This window comes from Chromobacterium haemolyticum, assembly GCF_002081825.1.
Taxonomy (GTDB): domain Bacteria; phylum Pseudomonadota; class Gammaproteobacteria; order Burkholderiales; family Chromobacteriaceae; genus Chromobacterium; species Chromobacterium fluminis.
The window spans coordinates 1-16,749 of the sequence record NZ_MUKU01000016.1; the positions used below are offsets into that span (position 1 = coordinate 1).

At 63.3% G+C, this 16,749-nt stretch carries 22 protein-coding genes; 7 read left to right on the forward strand and 15 right to left on the reverse strand.

All coding sequences use genetic code 11. From position 1 onward, the window contains the following. The 4 genes from B0T39_RS13460 to B0T39_RS13475 all read right to left on the reverse strand — a co-directional run. On the reverse strand, nt 1-237 hold a 237-nt coding region (locus tag B0T39_RS13460), incomplete at its 3' end, for a transposase domain-containing protein (protein ID WP_176219463.1). Between the two features lie 116 nt (nt 238-353). Beyond that, nucleotides 354-896, reverse strand: a complete 543-nt coding sequence (locus tag B0T39_RS13465; protein WP_081547419.1) for a DUF2059 domain-containing protein — start codon at nt 894-896, stop codon at nt 354-356. Nucleotides 897-1,010: 114 nt separating this feature from the next. Beyond that, entirely contained in the window at nt 1,011-1,961 is a 951-nt protein-coding gene (locus B0T39_RS13470; protein ID WP_081547421.1) for a substrate-binding domain-containing protein, read from the reverse strand. A gap of 265 nt (nt 1,962-2,226) precedes the next feature. Continuing rightward, nucleotides 2,227-2,799 (reverse strand): RBBP9/YdeN family alpha/beta hydrolase, encoded by a 573-nt coding sequence (locus tag B0T39_RS13475; protein WP_081547423.1) that lies wholly within the window; start codon nt 2,797-2,799, stop codon nt 2,227-2,229. Between the two features lie 211 nt (nt 2,800-3,010). Between B0T39_RS13475 and B0T39_RS13480 the strand changes: the two genes are divergently transcribed. Then, nucleotides 3,011-4,009 carry a sulfate ABC transporter substrate-binding protein gene (locus B0T39_RS13480; protein ID WP_081547425.1) on the forward strand — a complete coding sequence of 333 codons (999 nt, stop codon included), beginning with the start codon at nt 3,011-3,013 and terminating at the stop codon, nt 4,007-4,009. A 60-nt stretch (nt 4,010-4,069) separates the two neighbouring features. Here the strand turns inward: B0T39_RS13480 and B0T39_RS13485 are convergent, their stop codons facing one another. After that, nucleotides 4,070-4,567 (reverse strand): M48 metallopeptidase family protein, encoded by a 498-nt coding sequence (locus B0T39_RS13485; RefSeq protein ID WP_081547427.1) that lies wholly within the window; start codon nt 4,565-4,567, stop codon nt 4,070-4,072. Between the two features lie 54 nt (nt 4,568-4,621). Continuing rightward, the gene (locus B0T39_RS13490; protein WP_081547429.1) at nt 4,622-5,149 is read right to left on the reverse strand and encodes a GNAT family N-acetyltransferase; all 528 of its coding nucleotides are present in this window, start codon (nt 5,147-5,149) and stop codon (nt 4,622-4,624) included. 114 nt (nt 5,150-5,263) lie between these two features. On the opposite strand from B0T39_RS13490, the gene B0T39_RS13495 reads away from it, so the two are divergent. The 3 genes from B0T39_RS13495 (at nt 5,264) to B0T39_RS25660 (ending at nt 6,080) form a co-directional block, all read left to right on the forward strand. Then, a complete protein-coding gene (locus tag B0T39_RS13495) occupies nt 5,264-5,569 on the forward strand; it encodes an antibiotic biosynthesis monooxygenase family protein (RefSeq protein ID WP_081547431.1) in 306 nt (101 codons plus the stop codon). 149 nt (nt 5,570-5,718) lie between these two features. Continuing rightward, a complete protein-coding gene (locus B0T39_RS13500; protein WP_081547433.1) occupies nt 5,719-5,922 on the forward strand; it encodes a hypothetical protein in 204 nt (67 codons plus the stop codon). Continuing rightward, nucleotides 5,919-6,080: a hypothetical protein gene (locus B0T39_RS25660; protein WP_176219550.1), complete on the forward strand. Its 162-nt coding sequence runs from the start codon at nt 5,919-5,921 to the stop codon at nt 6,078-6,080. Before B0T39_RS13500 ends, B0T39_RS25660 begins: the two co-directional genes overlap by 4 nt. Here the strand turns inward: B0T39_RS25660 and B0T39_RS13505 are convergent. Together B0T39_RS13505 and B0T39_RS13510 are read right to left on the reverse strand one after the other, a co-directional pair. Beyond that, nucleotides 6,073-6,609, reverse strand: coding sequence for a YaeQ family protein (locus tag B0T39_RS13505; RefSeq protein WP_081547435.1), 537 nt, complete (start codon nt 6,607-6,609; stop codon nt 6,073-6,075). The two genes, B0T39_RS25660 and B0T39_RS13505, sit on opposite strands and share 8 nt — an antisense overlap. Nucleotides 6,610-6,698: 89 nt before the next feature. Next, complete coding sequence (locus B0T39_RS13510) at nt 6,699-7,385, reverse strand: MliC family protein (RefSeq protein ID WP_081547437.1); 687 nt, start codon at nt 7,383-7,385, stop codon at nt 6,699-6,701. Nucleotides 7,386-7,758: 373 nt separating this feature from the next. Between B0T39_RS13510 and B0T39_RS13515 the strand changes: the two genes are divergently transcribed. Together B0T39_RS13515 and B0T39_RS13520 are read left to right on the forward strand one after the other, a co-directional pair. Then, entirely contained in the window at nt 7,759-9,192 is a 1,434-nt protein-coding gene (locus tag B0T39_RS13515) for a DEAD/DEAH box helicase (protein WP_081547439.1), read from the forward strand. A gap of 219 nt (nt 9,193-9,411) precedes the next feature. Then, nucleotides 9,412-10,212 carry a substrate-binding periplasmic protein gene (locus B0T39_RS13520; RefSeq protein WP_206118828.1) on the forward strand — a complete coding sequence of 267 codons (801 nt, stop codon included), beginning with the start codon at nt 9,412-9,414 and terminating at the stop codon, nt 10,210-10,212. A gap of 26 nt (nt 10,213-10,238) precedes the next feature. Here the strand turns inward: B0T39_RS13520 and B0T39_RS13525 are convergent, their stop codons facing one another. Next, nucleotides 10,239-10,850: an EAL and HDOD domain-containing protein gene (locus B0T39_RS13525; RefSeq protein WP_081547441.1), complete on the reverse strand. Its 612-nt coding sequence runs from the start codon at nt 10,848-10,850 to the stop codon at nt 10,239-10,241. Between the two features lie 138 nt (nt 10,851-10,988). Between B0T39_RS13525 and B0T39_RS13530 the strand changes: the two genes are divergently transcribed. After that, on the forward strand, nt 10,989-11,621 hold the full coding sequence (locus tag B0T39_RS13530; RefSeq protein ID WP_081547443.1) for a 3'-5' exonuclease: 633 nt from the start codon (nt 10,989-10,991) through the stop codon (nt 11,619-11,621). Here the strand turns inward: B0T39_RS13530 and B0T39_RS13535 are convergent. From B0T39_RS13535 to B0T39_RS13560, 6 genes are all read right to left on the reverse strand, one after another. Beyond that, on the reverse strand, nt 11,605-13,296 hold the full coding sequence (locus B0T39_RS13535) for a bifunctional metallophosphatase/5'-nucleotidase (RefSeq protein WP_141111222.1): 1,692 nt from the start codon (nt 13,294-13,296) through the stop codon (nt 11,605-11,607). The two genes, B0T39_RS13530 and B0T39_RS13535, sit on opposite strands and share 17 nt — an antisense overlap. Before the next feature lie 180 nt (nt 13,297-13,476). Beyond that, entirely contained in the window at nt 13,477-14,061 is a 585-nt protein-coding gene (gene mobA / locus B0T39_RS13540) for a molybdenum cofactor guanylyltransferase MobA (protein WP_081547447.1), read from the reverse strand. Beyond that, nucleotides 14,058-14,516, reverse strand: a complete 459-nt coding sequence (gene moaE, locus B0T39_RS13545) for a molybdopterin synthase catalytic subunit MoaE (RefSeq protein WP_081547449.1) — start codon at nt 14,514-14,516, stop codon at nt 14,058-14,060. Before moaE ends, mobA begins: the two co-directional genes overlap by 4 nt. Nucleotides 14,517-14,518: 2 nt before the next feature. Next, nucleotides 14,519-14,770, reverse strand: coding sequence for a MoaD/ThiS family protein (locus B0T39_RS13550; protein WP_081547451.1), 252 nt, complete (start codon nt 14,768-14,770; stop codon nt 14,519-14,521). 138 nt (nt 14,771-14,908) lie between these two features. After that, a complete protein-coding gene (gene fba, locus B0T39_RS13555; protein WP_043640341.1) occupies nt 14,909-15,973 on the reverse strand; it encodes a class II fructose-bisphosphate aldolase in 1,065 nt (354 codons plus the stop codon). Between the two features lie 86 nt (nt 15,974-16,059). Beyond that, nucleotides 16,060-16,689, reverse strand: a complete 630-nt coding sequence (locus tag B0T39_RS13560; protein ID WP_081547453.1) for a LysE family translocator — start codon at nt 16,687-16,689, stop codon at nt 16,060-16,062. Nucleotides 16,690-16,749 lie beyond the last annotated feature (60 nt).

Genomic DNA, 16,749 nt, shown 5'->3' on the forward strand with positions numbered 1-16,749 from the left:
GAGGCTCAGAGCCAATTGCTGCACGACCTGCCATAGCGGCAAGTTGCGAAAGAGGGCCAAGCCAATGACCAACCAGACGGCATGCTCAGCAGGAAGTTTGCGGCGCCGAATGGAGGCTTTGCCGGTAACGGCGAGTGCTTGCTCGATCCAGGCAGGGTCAATCAATGCGGCCAATGTCTCTAGCCGAGAAGGGGCGTGTGGCAGCGTGTCATGTAAGGCGCGTTGTAGTAGGCTCATGCAGCGAAAAAGGGAACATGATGAACATGTCCCCTTTTTACTGGATTTACATCCGCAAGTCTTAACTGACTGGCATTAGCCCAGCGGGCGGCTTTGACGGCGAAGCTCGGATGCGCTTACTTTTTGGCGACGCTCTTGCCGAAGCTTTCCGCGGCGGCGCGCATCTTGGGCAGCAGCACCGGCTCGGCGGCCTTCAAGGTGTCGCCGGCGATGGTGTTGATGATCTGCGGCTGCTGCTTCAGCAGTTTCTGACCCGCGGCGGTTTTGTAGAAAGCGTTGATCTGCTTGAGCTCGTCGGCGCTGAACTGGGCGCTGTAAGCCTTGGCCACAGTCTGCTCGAACTGCTGCTTGGCCGTGCTGGAGCCAAAGTAATCGCTGGCCAGCTTGTGCACGTTCTCGCCGTAGGTCTTGAAGCCTTCCTGCGCCTTCTTCTGCTGGGCTTCGCTCAGCTTGATCTTGTTCTTGACGAAGTATTCCTGCAGCAGCGGCATCGCGCTGGCGGTGGTGCGCTGCGCCAGTTCCGGCAGCATATTGTTCAGGCTCAGCGTGGCGGACAACTCTTTGACGGCGGCGTCCTGGGCGGCGTCGGCGTGCGCCAGCAGCGGCAAAGTCAGCGCCAGGGCGGCCAGGCCGGCTTTGAGCGGGCGTGATGCGAACATGTGGAATCCTTTGGCTTTGAGTTGAAAACGGCTGGCGTCGGCCAGGCCGACGCGAAAACACCGGCAGTGTGACACCGCCGCCGCCGCAGGTCAAAAAAGACGGGGAGCCTCCGCCTAGCGCGCCGCGGCGGGCGCCGGGGGCAACTGGCTTTGCCAGCCCTGGTAGGCGCCGATATTGGCGCGTGTGATCAGCTGCACCGGCACCGTCACCAAGCGCGGCTTGGCATTGGGCGTATCCAGCAATTGGCGGCCTAGCTTCACCGCCTCCACGCCGATGGCGTATGGAGCTTGGCTGACGGAGGCCACAATCTGATTCTGCCCTCGCAACGCCTTCTCTATATCCGGCGAGCCGTCCACCCCGGCCACCATCACCTCCTTGCGGCCGGCTTCCCGCGCGGCCTGCTCCGCCCCCAGCGCCTGGCGGTCGTTGCTGGAGAACACGCCGTTGATCATAGGGTAGCGCCGCAGATGTCGTTCCATCAGCCGCTTGCCGCCCCAACTGGACGCCATGCCGCTCTCTTGATGGCTGAGCAAGCGGATTTTGGGAAATGCCGCCAAGCTGCGGCGACAGCCGGCCACCCGGTCCCAGACAGAAGACACCGGCGGACCGTTCTGAATCACCATCGTCCCGCTGCCATGCATCTGCTCCGCCAGATAACGACAGGCCAGCGCGCCGGCCTGGACATTGTCCGATTTAACCGTGCCGTCGACGCCGGGCGCGTCCACGTCCACCGCTACCACTCGCACCCCGGCCTGGTGCGCCAGACGCACCAGCGGCGCCACCGCCTTGCTGTCAGCGGCCACCAGCAGAATCAGCTCCACCTGCTGACGCAGCAGTTGCCGCACTTGTTCTTCCTGCCGCTCCAAGCTGAAATTGGCGGAAAGGGTGATGACTTGCGCATTGGGATTGGCCACGCGCGCCTCGTTCAGCGCGCCTCGCGCCACGATCTGATAGAAGGGGTTGTCCAGCGCTCCCACGGATACGCCGATGCGGCTCAAGGGGGCGGCGTAAACGGTGCCGGCCAAGGACAAGCAACAACAGGCAAGAAATCGGCTCGGCATCATGGCCACTCATGAGATGGTTGCAATACGTGCCATCCCAGTTTAGACCACCAGGCTTGGACCGAAACCACGCCGAGCAACGGTTTGGAAGCCGCAACGCTCCCAGCGCCGCCAGCGGCGAGCGGACCTGTTCAAAACCCGGCGCGCTAGAGCAAAACTAAGGTGAAAACCGATGAGAAAGCGGAATGCGCACGTGGCGCATGAGCATTTCGAATGCGGTACTCACCGTGCCGCGTGCCACCACGCGCAGCAGACCTTAAACAGGCTTTCATGCCGCCTGGCTCAGGCTGGCCCGCACCCGCTGCGCCAGTAGCTCCAGTTGCAGCCAACCGTCTTCCCATTGGCAGTGGCCGGACTCCACATTGATGTGGCCGGCCTGCCGCAGCCAGGCAATGGGCGTGCGCCAGTAGCCGGCCAGCCGCGCCGCGCGCGGCGTCTTGCAGAACGGATCATTACTGCTCGCCACCATCCTGGCCGGAAACGGCAAGGGTTGCCGCGGCGTTGGCGCGAACCCCATTAGCTCGCGCGGAACAAAGGGCCGCTCCACATCCGCCGGCGCCACCAATAAAGCGCCAGCAATTCGTCGCGGATGGCGCTGCGCGTAATGCGCCACCGCTACGCAACCCAGGCTGTGAGCAATGACGATGACCGGCTTTCGCGTCCGGTCCAGCGCCAGATCCAAACTCTGCAGCCAGTCGTCCAGCCGCGGCGCGTCCCAATCGCCCACCTCCACCCGCTCGGCGTTCAAGCGGCGTTGCCAGTGGCTTTGCCAGTGCCGCGGGCCGGAGTTGCGCCAGCCGGGCTGAATGATCAAGTCGAAATCCGCCAGCGAAGGTTCCATCGCTCAGCTCCTTAAGGGTTGATCTCGCACTGTAGAATGACTTTTATATTCTTGGAAATGATATTGAACGAAAAACTTATTCCCTATACCTCTAAGACACCCCTGCCGCCGCATAGATTTATTTGGAATTTAAAGATAAAAAACAATCACTTCTGGCGCTAAAACATTTCTGATTAGATGCATTCATCGCTTGCACCCTCAGGACATCGCCATGCCACGACTCTCCCTCCGCCACGCCCTTCTCTCCCTCGTCTTGTTCAGCGGCGCCGCACCGCTGCTTGCCGCCGAGCTGCTCAACGTCTCCTACGACCCGACCCGCGAGCTCTACCAAGACATCAACAAGGCCTTCGCCGAGCAATGGAAGAAACAGGGCGGCGACGTCGCCATCAAACAGTCTCACGGCGGCTCGGGCAAACAATCGCTGGCCATCCAGCACGGCCTTGAGGCCGATGTGGCCACGCTGGCGCTGGCCTACGACATCGACGTGCTGGCAGACCAGGGCCTGCTGCCCAAGAACTGGCAAAGCCGCTTGCCGGACAATAGCTCGCCCTATACCTCCACCATCGTATTCCTGGTGCGCAAGGGCAACCCCAAGGGCATCCGCGATTGGGGCGATTTGATCAAGCCCGGCGTTCAGGTGATCACGCCCAACCCCAAAACCTCCGGCGGCGCGCGCTGGAACTATCTGGCGGCCTGGGGTTACGCGCTGAAACAGCCCGGCGGCAACGAGGCCAAGGCCCGCGCCTACGTAGGCGAACTGTATAAACACGTGCCGGTGCTGGACACCGGCGCGCGCGGCGCGACGCTGACCTTCGCCCAACGCGGGCTGGGCGATGTGCTGCTGGCTTGGGAGAACGAAGCGGTGCTGGCGGTCAAAGAGCTGGGACCGGACAAGTTCGACATTGTCACCCCCTCCTTGTCCATCCTGGCGGAACCGCCGGTGGCGGTGGTGGACAAGGTGGCCGACAAGAAAGGCAACCGCAAGCTGGCCGAGGCTTATCTGAAGTTCCTGTACACCCCGCAGGGCCAGACCATCGCGGCGCAGAACTACTACCGGCCGCGCGACGCCAAGATTGCCGCGCAATACGCCGGCCAGTTCCCCAAGGTCAAGCTGTTCACGCTGAAAGACACTTTCGGCGACTGGCGCGGCGCCCAGCGTAAACACTTCGCCGACGGCGGCGTGTTCGATCAGTTAATCACCAAGAAATAACACGCCCCTCAAGGCGAACAGCCCGGCTAGCCGGGCTGTTGTTCATACGGGGACAAGAGCTCAGGCCGCCTGGCTTTCTCTCCAGGTCAACCACACCCGCATGTCGAATTCCAGCTGGTGGTAGTCCGGCTCCATATGGCAACAAAGCTGGTAGAAAGCCTTGTTGTGGTCCTTCTCCTTCAGATGAGCCAGCTCGTGCACCACGATCATGCGCAGGAACGGCAAGGGCGCGTCGCGAAACAAGGCAGCGATGCGAATCTCGTTCTTGGTCTTCAGCTTGCCGCCCTGCACCCGCGACACGAAGGTATTGGTGCCCAGCGTGCCCTTGACTGGGTGTTGTTGGCTGTCGTAACTCACCTTGGCCGGCAAGGCGGCGTTTTTTAGATAACGCTGCTTGATCTCGGACACGTACTGGTACAACGCCTTGTCCGTCTGCACATCGTGGCTGTCCGGGTACTTGCGCGCCAGCCAGCCGCCCAGTTGGCCGGCGTCCAGCAGCGCCTGCACCTGACTGAGCAGCGCGGCGGGATAATGCTGCAAATAGTTGAAGGTAGACATCGCACCATTGTAAAACGACTGCGCGGCCAGGTGTTGCCGCGGCGCAAACCGACGCTACAGCAAGCAGGATGGATCATCCCATTGATAACTTAACGCCAGCGCGCGGTTGCCGGCGGCGGTATCCACCTCGCTGGACGCCGACGCCGCGCCGCCCAGCGCCCGGTAAAAACCGCAGGCAGCGTGGTTAGCCTGATACACCCATAGATAAAGCGGCCGGCCCGGCGCGACGCGCATGGCTTCCGCCGCCGCCGCGGCCATCAGCGCGCGGCCGATGCCGCGTCCCTGCTGCCCGGCCAGCACATGCAGATTATCCAGATACACGCCCCGCTCCGGCGCCTCGTCCGGCAATAGGCAAACAAAGCCCACCGGCTCTCCCTGCCACAGCGCCAGCCGTACCCAGGGCGGCCGCGCGGCGGCGAAACGATGTCGCCACACAAGCAGGCGCTCGTCCCAAGCGCGCAAGTCCAGATACTCATCCGGCAGGATGCCGCGGTAATGCAGCCGCCAACTGGCGATGTGCAGCGCTGTTATCCGCTCTACATCCCCAGCATCGGCCTCGCGCAGCAATAGATTCTTCGTCATTTTCGCTCCTCCTGGTCGCGATGGTTCCACGCCAGCGGCCAAACTGGCTCTGGCCAAGACCGCCGACAGTCGAGACAATGCCGATTCCCCCACCTTACTCTAGGAAGGTCCTTCATGCATGTCGTGATTTTCCGTGCGGCCACGCGGCAACTGGATGACGAGTACTTCGCCGTGGCGCAGCAAATGCGCCAGCTGGCGCTGGAGCGCTTCGGCTGTCTTGCCTTTGTTTCCGCCTGTGAGAACGACCAAGAGATCGCACTATCCTACTGGCCTGACGCCGACAGCATCCGCGCGTGGAAGGCCCACGCCGACCATGTGCTGGCGCAGCAGCTGGGACGCGAGCGCTGGTATCGCCAGTATCGGGTGGAAGTGGCGCACATCGAACGCAGCTATGAATGGACCATGGACGCGTCAACCTGAGGTCCGCCGCATGGCGCTGTTTCACGTGGAACCGGGCCGCTTCGCGGCGCGACTAGCTGCTTTTTATCCACGCCAGCGCTTTCTTTAGCCGCTTTTTACGCGCCGGCGCCTAGCATGCAGCCAAGATCCCACCTTCGAGGCCCTTGCTTATGAACGCAAGCAAACCCGTCCGTCACACCTTGCCGGCGCGTGGCATTCCCGACTACCTGCCGGACGAGGACCCGGCGCCGCTGGCGCTGCGCCGCTACATCCTCGAAGCCCGTTTTCCGGCAACGCCCTGCCGGACCGGGCCGAAACTCGGCTGGCGCGCGTCCTTGCGCGCCTGGTGGCGTCTGGTGAGCGCGCAACGATGAAACGCGGCGATCTCGCTCTGCGCCACCGCCGGCTATTGAATGCCTACGCGCAGGCCCGCCATCAACGCCTGCCCTGGCTCAAACGCAAGACGCGGCTGCCGCGCGCGACCCAAACGGGCTTGCTGCAGCGGCTGCGCGCCTGGCTACGCCTTATTTGAGCCGCAGCGGCTCCACCAGCACATTGCTGGATTCGTCGGCCAGCCACATCTGGCCGTCCTGGATCGTGGCGCTCAACTGCATGCTGCGCTGGCAGATGGCGACCAACTCCGCCAGCGTGGCCGGCTCAACGCGGAATACGCTGAGCTTGTCCAGCCGGGACAGCTTGTTCTCGATCTGCGGCCACCATACCTCGCTGGCGCGGCCGCCGTAGCTGTACAGCGCCACTTGCTCGGCGCGGCTGCACGCTTTCTTCAGCCGTTTTTCATCCGGTTCGCCCAGTTCCACCCACAGCTCGATATCGTCGGCATAGCTTTTCTGCCACAACTCCGGCTCGTCGTCTGCGCTCAGGCCGCGGCTGAACTGCAGGGTTTCGCTGGCGTTGAGCGCAAAGGCAGCCAGGCGCAGCATCATGCGCTCAAGGGTTTCGGATGGGTGCTGGGCCAGCGTCAGCTGATGACTGGCGTAATAGCCGCGATCCATGTCGGACACGGCAAGATTGGCTTTGTAAATGGTGGCGGACAGGGCCATGCGGAAACCGGCTTTGCGAAAAAAGAAGCTATTGTACGGGTCAGCCGGCTTTTGCGCGCAATCATCGCGAACAACGAGGCCGCCCTATCTCAAGGCGAAGGCTGGCTGGAACAATCCAAGGGTTCGCCGCGCCAGGTGATGCTGGCCTCGCGGCCCTTGATCCACAGCTCCAGTCCCGGCGCCGCGTAGCGCGCGCCGCTGCCGCTCAGGCCCTGGTGCAAGATGGCGGTGGAACCGTTGTACTCCAGCTTCACCGTGGGGGGATGGGTGCGGTAAAAGGTGGCCAGCACGGTGCGGGTGGCGTTGCCCTTGCAGACATAGCGCAAGGGCGTCAGCGACGGCGCCAACCCCCAAGCCGCCTGCAACTGGGTGATGCGCATGATGTAGACGTCGCCCAGACACATATGCATGTCCTCGGACTTGACGCAGTCCTTCAGGCTTTTCACCCAGCGGCGCTGCTCGGCGATCAGTTTGGCCTCGGCTCCCGGCCGCCCTTGCTGCGCCTGCTCCAACGCCTGGGCGTAAACCTTTTCCAAGCGATTGTCCTGCCGGGTCAGGCTGTCGTCCTGACACACCATGGCCTCCACCGGATTGCCCGGCTTTTCGCAGTTGAAATCGGTTGCCACCGGCGCGTTGGCTTCCGCCGCTTCCTCAGCGGCCTTGGCGCTCTCCGCCGCGCGGCCGTGGCCGCCCTCCGAACCGCCCTTGCCGGCGGCCAGCGCCAAGGCCGGACACAAAATGATCAAGCCGACCAGCCTACGGGCGGATCCAGGCATACCGATTTCCTCTGAACTGCGTTATTCGCCGCCCATCCCGGGCGGACACATCAAAACAGGGCATCTTGCGGCCGCGGCGCTCCGCGCACCGGCGACGTGACAACATGATACCAGTTCGCCCATTCGCATTTATTAATAATATCGGCCGTCAAAACGGCCTTGCGCGGGTTTGGATTCCGCTGAAATGGATATGACAATGCGGCGACAAGTTCCCAAACCGACGATTTGAAGGTAAACTCCGGCCTCCCGCGTGCAATTCCAATCTTTGCGCGCCGCGCGCGCTTCATCCCGAAGCGCCCATCGCATCCCTAACTTTTTCCCGTCAGCCTGGATTGGTTCGCACATACTGCGATAGGCCGTCGCAGGAGCAAACATGTCCACACTCACCTTTGCCGACCTCGGTCTGGCCGAACCCCTGTTGCGCGCTGTCAGCGAAACCGGTTACACCACCCCCACCCCGATTCAAGCCCAGGCCATTCCGCAAGTGCTGCAAGGCGGCGATCTGCTGGCCGCTGCCCAGACCGGCACCGGCAAGACCGCCGGCTTCACCCTGCCGCTGCTGCACATCCTGATGGGCAAGCCGGCCACCCAGCCGGGCCGCCCGCGCGCGCTGGTGCTGACTCCCACTCGCGAACTGGCCGCCCAGGTGGAAGAATCGGTGCAGACCTACGGCAAGCACCTGCCGCTCACCTCCATGGTGATGTTCGGCGGCGTCAACATCAATCCGCAAACCCGCGCGCTGCGCAAGCCGCTGGACATCCTGGTGGCCACGCCGGGCCGTCTGCTGGACCACGCCGGTCAACGCAATATCGACCTGTCCGGCGTTGAAATCCTGGTGCTGGACGAAGCCGACCGCATGCTGGATATGGGCTTTATCCACGACATCCGCAAAGTGCTGGCGCTGCTGCCGGCCAAGCGTCAGAACCTGCTGTTCTCCGCCACCTTCTCCGACGAGATCAAGAGCCTGGCCGACCGCCTGCTGGATAATCCCAAGCTGGTGGAAGTGGCGCGCCGCAACACCACCAACGAGCTCGTGGACCAAAAAATCCACCTGGTGGACCGCGACCGCAAGACCGACTTGCTGATCCACCTGATCAAGGAGCACAACTGGTTCCAGGCGCTGGTGTTCACTCGCACCAAACACGGCGCCAACCGCTTGGCGGAAAAACTGGACAAAACCGGCATCCCCTCCGCCGCGATTCACGGCAACAAGAGCCAGAACGCACGCACGCGCGCGCTGGCCGACTTCAAGAGCGGCGAATTGCAAGTGCTGGTGGCCACCGACATCGCCGCGCGCGGCCTGGACATCGACCAGCTGCCGCAAGTGGTCAACTTCGAATTGCCCAATGTGCCGGAAGACTACGTGCACCGCATCGGTCGCACCGGCCGCGCCGGCAGCAAGGGCGAGGCGGTGTCGCTGGTCTGCGTCGATGAGTTCAACTTCCTGAAGGATATCGAGAAGCTCACCAAGCAATCGATCGAGCGCTTCGCGGTGCCGGGCTTCGAGGCCGATCTGTCGGTGAAGCCCGAACCCATTCCGATGGGCGGCGGCAACCGCCGCGGCCAGCCGCAACGCCAAGGCGGCGGCGGCAAGCCGCGCCATCAGCCGGACAGCAAACCCACCGGCCACGGCCACCGCTCGCCGGCGTCCAAGCCGCGCCAGGGCCAAGGACAGAGTCAGGCCAAAAACGCCACAAACGGCCAGCCTGGTCAACGCTCGTCGCAAGGCCAGGGTCAGGGCCAGCGCAGCAAGCCCGCCGCCTCGCGTCCGAGCTCGGCGTTGTTCAGCCCGCCGAAGGGCCGCTAAGTCCGCGTGCGCCGCGCCGTGTCCTCGCGGCGCGGCCGCCGCAACGCTGCTTTGCCGACCCCGCGGCAATGGAAGCGCTTTACGCCGGACGCCAAACCTGCCTACGATTCAGCAATAGGCCTTTGAGGCCGACAACAATATCGAGCGGAGACGGCGCACGCCGCGCTCCGCACGGGCAGCACGCATGCCGCGCGCACAGATCGAGCAAGGATCGGGGAAATGATGAGACTTCGCAGCTGGCTGCTGGGCAGCCTGGCTGTAGTCCTGCTGGCGGCAGCTCAGCCGCAGGCCGCGCCACGTCTGAAAATCACCCTGTCCAATCAGGAGTGGCCGCCCTATATGGGCAAGGAACTGCCGTATGACGGCATTTTGTCGCGTCTGGTCAAAGAGGCGTTCGCCCGCGCCAACGTCGACGTCGCCTTCCGTTACTACCCCAACAACCGCACGCTGCAATCGGCGCGCAACGGCACCGTGGACGGCAGCTTCGGCTGGGCGCCGACGTCGGAACGCAAGCAGGATCTACTGTTCACTCAGCCAGTGCTGCATGCGCGCATGGTGTTTTTCCAGCGCCGCAACGCCAACTTCCCCTGGAACGACTTGTCCAATCTGCGCCATGCGCGGGTGGGCGTCACCGTCGGCAATTTCTATTCAGACGAGTTCAATCAGCAGGTCAAGGCCGGCCACCTGATCCCCGACATGGCGCCGGACGACGTCACCAATCTGCGCAAGCTGCTGGCCGGCCGCATCGACTTGTTCCCCATCGACGTGGAAGTGGGCCAATACCTTATCGCCCGCAACTTCCAGCCCCGGCTGGCTCAGCAATTGGAGCCGCAAAGCAAATCGTTCTGGGTAGCGCCGCTGCACGTGGTGATCTGGCGCAAACACCGCCAGGGACCGGAATTGGTGGAGCGTTTCAATCGCGGCTTGAAGGCCTTGCAGGACAGCGGGGAGTTCGATCGCATTGTGGCGGAGACCCGAGCCGCCAGCCTGGCCTACCACAAACCGATCAAGGCCCAGTGAAAAGGCCCGGTACGGAGGATGCGACGCTACGACGCGTCCGTGCTGCTCAACACCACCGGGCGGCCGTGGAAATAGCCCTGGAACCAGTGGAAACCCAAATCTCGGCAACGTTCGAACTGCTCGCGGCTGTCCACCTTTTCCGCCAGCAAGATGCCGTCGAAATCGCTCAACTGCGCCATCAGCGCCGGCAGGCTCTCCGTTTCCACCGCAGCCACGTCCACTTTGACAATATCCACCAGCGGCAGCATCGCCGTCTGGTCCGGCCCCAAGTGGATCACGTCGTCCAAGGCCAGGCGGAAGCCGCGTTGGCGCAACAGCGCCATGCGTTGCAGCAAGGGCTCGGTGACGGTCACCGTTTCCAGTATTTCCAGCACCAGCCGTTCCGCCGGCAATTGGTCCAGGATGGCGTCTTGCAACAAATCGGCGCTGGCGTTGATGAAACCGGGAAACTGGCCCAACACATCCACGCTGCCCAGTTCTCCGAAGGCGTTGCGCAACACCTCGGCGCTGGCGAGCAGATCGTCTCGCACCAAGGCGAAATTGGCCGGGCTGGAACGGAACAATAGTTCAAAAGCCACCAGTTGCTGCTGGCGATCGACAATTGCCTGCCGGCCAAGATAACGTGAAGAATTAGGCATGCCGACGATACTACAGGATATTTCCACCGCCGTTGGGCATCTCCTGCTGGTACCGTCAAAAAATATGACAGCTTATGCCTGACCACCGTCATTAAATGCGGTAAGGTTGCAAATTACCCTCACGTCAGCGAGACCGCCATGTTGCCAACCCGACAAATTCCTCGCGAGGAGATCAAAGCGTTGCCGCTGTTCGCCGGCCTGACGCCGGAACAGGTGCGGCTGGCCGCCACGCCGGAGTTGGCCGCCGCCGCGTTGCGGGCGCTGGGCGGTTGCGCGGTGCTGGGCTTCGACACCGAATCCCGTCCCACTTTCCACAAAGGCGAAAAACCGACCGGCCCGCACCTGATCCAGCTGGCCAGCGACGACGGCGCCTGGCTGTTCCCGGTGCAGGATGGCCAGTGCGCGCCGGAGCTGAAAATCCTGTTGGAAGACCCGCAACGGCTATTGGTGGGCTTCGAGCTCAGTTCGGATCAGTCGCTGCTCAAGCAGCGCTTGGGCATACGCTGCGGCCGAGTGCTGGACTTGGTGTCCTGCTTCGACAGCGACGATGCGCGCATCACCGTCGGCGCGGTGCAGGCGGTGGCGCGGCTGTTCGGCCAGTACTTCCGCAAATCCAAAAAACTGTCTACCACCAACTGGTCCAAACTGCCGCTGACGCCGGCGCAACAGGCTTACGCCGGCAACGACGCCTGGGTGGCGCTGCGGGTGTTCCGCGCGCTGGAAGCGCGCGGACGGCTGCTCCCAACGCCCAAACTCAAGGCAGACGCGTGATCCGGTTCAGCGCCGGCACCGCCACCGGCGACGCCACGGCGAAATAACTCTCCAGCACGTCCACGTCCACGCCGCCGCCAACCCGGTTGCCGCCCTGCGTCAACACCGTGAAGCCGTCGCCACCACCGGCGATGAAGTTATTGACCTGCACCCGGTAGCTAGCCGAAGGATCAATAGCTATGCCGTTGATCTTGATGCTGGCGATGTCCACTTTGTTGCCCACCGGCGCCGCCTGGCTCCAGCTATAACTGAAGCCCTTGGATACTTGCAGAATCTTGACCTTGGACGGATCGCTCCATTGCTGCTCCAGCAACTGATCAATCTGCGTACCGGTCAGGGTCAACGTGGTCATCACATTGCCAAATGGCTGAGTGGTGAACAATTGGTTGTACGTCACATTGCCGCCGGCGCCGGGAATGATGTCGGCGCGCACGCCGCCCGGGTTCATGAAAGCCACTACAGCACCCTGGGCGGCGCCGGCCGCCAATTGCGCGTCGGCCACCACGTCGCCCAAGGCGGTTTCGCCGGCCGTGGACGGGGTGCGATCCAAAGTGCCTCCGGCCTGGCCCACGACTCGATTGGCCACTGGGGCCACCAAATCCTTGTACAGCTTGACCAGATTGCTGACTGAGGCCAACGGCGCGATGTCGCGCGCCACTACCCGGTTCTGAGCTTGAATGGAGCCGGGCTTGACGTCGCGGGTGGCCGGATCCAGCACAAAGTCGATCTCGGTGAACAACTGACCGTAATTCTTGGCGCTGGTCACCCGGCGGCCGTCTATTACGCAGTTGTAGGCCTGATGGGTGTGGCCGGTGACCACCAGCTTCACAGCCGGATCCAGTTTTTTGACGATGTCGACGATGGGGCCGGACACGCCGTTGCAATCGTTGAAATTGCCGCTTTGGTAGCCGCCCTCGTGCACCACCACCACCACGGCGGATACGCCCTGCCGCTTCAGTTGCGGAATCAGTTGGTTCACCGTGGCCGCCTCGTCCTGAAAGCTCAGGCCCTTGATGCCGTCCGGCGACACGATTTCCGGCGTGCCTTTCAAAGTCATGCCGATGAAAGCCACCGGGATGCCGCCGAACTTCTTGATTTCATAGGCGGGGAACAAGGTGCCGCCGTCGCTTTTCTTGACGTTGGCCGCCAGGAATTTGAACTTGGCGCCAACGAACTTGCCGTTCTGGCAGGACGTGGTGGGCGCGTCCGTCTTGCAACCGCCGTTCTGCATGCGCAGCAATTCCTGCTGGCCGTCGTCGAACTCGTGGTTGCCCACCGCGTTGAGGTCCAGGCCCAGCAAATTCATCGCCTCGATGGTGGGCTCGTCGTGGAACAAGCCGGACACCAGCGGGCTGGCGCCGATCAGATCGCCGGCCGACACCACCACGGTATTGGGCGATTTGGCGCGCAGCGACTGCACCCAGGCCGCCAGATAGTCAACGCCGCCGGCGTTGATCTTGACGGTCTTGCTTGGGTCGGCCGGATCCGGCACCGTCAGTTGGCCCGGCATTTCCAGATTGCCGTGGAAATCGTTGAAGGCGATCATCTTAACCGCCACCGGCTGGCGCGAAACACCGGTGTTCTGATCGCCCGGACCCCAGCCGCCAGAGCCGGCGGAACAGCCAAACAGCGCCAGGCTCGCCGCCAGGCACACGCTCATGGTTTTCAGTTTCACGAAACGCATCCTTGTCTTGTTTGTTGTCGCGCGCGCCGGCGCCGCCGGCCACGATCGAAATGAAGAGACGTCCGTCCACTGCCATGGACCGTGATGGACGCTCCGATCGCGCGCACTATAGCAAAACAAAATGACAAAGAGTTAAAACTTTCGTGATGCGAAACAAATCGCCATGCGGCCTCAGTCGGCGCGCGGCTCAGCCTCAAGCGCCGCCAGCGCGTCCGCGGTGTTGAGATTGGGAAAAAGATGGTCGAACGCGACTTCGACATGGTCCAGCCCGGCCAGCCAGCCGCGGATGGAACGGCCGCCGCCGGCCAGATAGGCGGCCAGGCCTGCGCGCAGACCGGGCCCCAGGGCCAGCAGGCTGGGATGCCAGCCTTCGCGGTCCCTCGCGCTGGCCGCTTGGCGGCCAGCCGCCACTTCCGCCAGCAAGCGACGCGAGAAGTCGGTCGGCAGCCGCACCGCATCGCAAGGCATCACCAACCAGACCGCGCCGTCGTCGCGCTCCAAGGCCGCCAACACCCCGGCCAACGGCCCAGGGTAATCCGGCAGGCTGTCCGGCAGCAGCGGACAGCCGAAACCGGCGTACAGATCCAGATTGCGGTTGGCCGAGACCCACACCCGTTGGGCCAGCGGCGTCTGCGCGGACAGCGCCGCCAAGGCGTGCGCCAACAACGGCCGCCCGGACAACATCGCCAGGCCCTTGTCGACGCCGCCCATGCGCGTGGCGCGGCCGCCGGCCAGAATCAGCGCCTGGTGGCTCATTGCCAGCGTTCCACCGCCTGGGCGTCGCTGTGTTTGGCGTCCACCCAGCGCGCGCTGCCGTCGGCCAGAATTTCCTTTTTCCAGAACGGCGCGTCCTGTTTCAGATAGTCCATCAGGAATTCCGCAGCAGCGAAAGCGTCGCGGCGGTGGCTGCTGGCCACCACCACCAACACGATGGGCTCGCCCAGACCCAGCCGCCCAACGCGGTGGATGACGGTGGCCGCCTGCAACGGCCAGCGCCGGCGCGCCTCCGCCACAATGGCTTCCAAGGCCTTTTCGGTCATGCCCGGATAATGCTCCAGCTCCAACGCCGTCACGTCGCGGCTGTCGCCGTAATCCCGCACCAGCCCGCTGAAGCAGACCACCGCGCCGCAAGCCGGGTTGCCGGACAGCGCGTCGATTTCCTCGCCGGCGCTGAAACGCTGCGGCTGCACCCGCACCGTGAACGCGTCCATGCTCATCCCCCGGTCACCGGCGGAAACACCGCCACCTCGTCGCCGTCGCTCAAGGTGGAGTCCAGGCGCGCCATCTGCTGGTTCACCGCTACGCGGAACACCCGGTCGGCGGCAAGCTCCCGCGCCCAGACCTCGCCCCGCAGCCGCAACTCCACCAGCAGTTCCCCCACCGTGGCCGCGTCGCTGTCCAAGTGTTCGCTCTCCAGGCCGAACTCGTCCCGCAAGCGGGCAAAATACAAAAGATTCAGTTTCATCGCCTGCCTCTGTGCGCATTAAGCGGATACCGCAGTGTAAGCAATTCGCGCCGGGCCTCCAATACGTCAAGGTGGCTAGGCGCCCGCCCGCAAAAAAGCCCGCTCGCGGCGGGCTGGTCGGGACAAGCCGGCAGATCCTTACTTAACGATCTGAGCCAGTTCGCCCTTCAGGTATTTATTGGCCATGGTGTCCAGGTTGATCGCCTTGATCTTGCTGGCCTGGCCGGCGGAGCCGAAGGCCTCGTAGCGGGCGATACAGATGTCGCGCATCGCGTCGGTGGACACTTTCAGGTATTTGCGCGGATCAAACTCGGCCGGATGCTGGGCCAGGAAGCGGCGAATAGCGCCGGTGGAGGCCAGACGCAGGTCCGTGTCGATGTTGACCTTGCGCACGCCGTGCTTGATGCCTTCCACGATTTCTTCCACCGGCACGCCGTAGGTTTCACCCAGGTCGCCGCCAAACTCGTTGATGATCTGCAGCCATTCCTGCGGCACGCTGGAGGAGCCGTGCATCACCAGATGAGTGTTGGGGATGCGAGCGTGGATTTCCTTGATGCGGTCAATGCGCAGCACGTCGCCGGTGGGCTTCTTGCTGAATTTGTAAGCGCCGTGGCTGGTGCCGATGGCGATGGCCAATGCATCCACGCCGGTGTCCTTGACGAACTGGGCGGCTTCTTCCGGATCGGTCAGCAGCTGGCTGTGGTCCAGCACGCCTTCGGCGCCCACGCCGTCCTCTTCGCCGGCCATGCCGGTTTCCAGGCTGCCCAGGCAGCCGATCTCGCCCTCCACCGACACGCCGCAGGCGTGGGCGAAGTTGACCACGGTGCGGGTGACGTCGACGTTGTAGTCATAGTCGGCCGGGGTCTTGCCGTCGCTCTTCAGCGAACCGTCCATCATCACCGAGGAGAAGCCGAGCTGGATCGAGCGTTGGCACACGTCCGGGCTGGTGCCGTGATCCTGGTGCATCACCACCGGGATGTGAGGGAACTCTTCCACCGCGGCCAGGATCATGTGGCGCAGGAAGGGCGCGCCGGCGTATTTGCGCGCGCCGGCGGAAGCCTGCACGATCACCGGGGCGTTCACCTTGTCGGCGGCCTCCATAATGGCGCGCATCTGCTCCAGGTTGTTGACGTTGAAGGCCGGCAGGCCGTAGCCGAATTCCGCTGCGTGATCCAGCAGCTGACGCATGGAAACGAGAGCCATGGTGTTCAATCTCCGCAAACTGCTCCGCCGGAGCGGAGCATGGTTGGCGCCCGGACCGCGCTACGGCCCAAGGCGAATTCATCAATTCAGTGTCTGGACACGCTGGACAACAATACGCCGGCGCCGACGAAAGCGCCGCCGGACACCTTGTTGACCAGCTTGAGACGCCGCGCGCTGTTCAGCCAGCCGGCCAAACGCGCGCCGCCGCCGGCGTAAGCCAGCTGCCAGGACGCCTCGATCACATAAAATGTCGCCGCCAGGATCGCCAGTTGCGGCCCCTGCGGCTGTTGCGCGTTCATAAACTGCGGGAACAACGCGGTAAAGAAAATAAAGGCCTTGGGATTGCTCATCGCCACCAGGAAACCGGTGCGGAACATGCCCCAGGGCGTGTGCTTGCCGCTCGCCGCCTCGCGGACTTCCTCCACCGGCTGCGGCTGGCTGCGCCAGGTCTTGATTCCCAGATAGATCAAATAGGCGGCGCCCGCGTATTTTACCAAGGAAAACAGCAGTTCGGAGGTGGCCAGCACCGCGCCCAGCCCGGCGGCGGAGCCGAACATGATCAAACCCAGCGCCGTCATCAGGCCAAAACACGTCATCAGCGTGCGCCGCACCCCGTAGTGGATGCCGTGGGTCATCGCCAGCAGCATATTGGGGCCAGGCGTGGCCGAGACGAAAAACACGGTGGTGACGAACAGCAACCAGGTATTGAGCGACATGAATATCTCCGGCGGGTGGGCCATCAGAATGAAACGGCGAGGAATGAAACAGTGTAACGC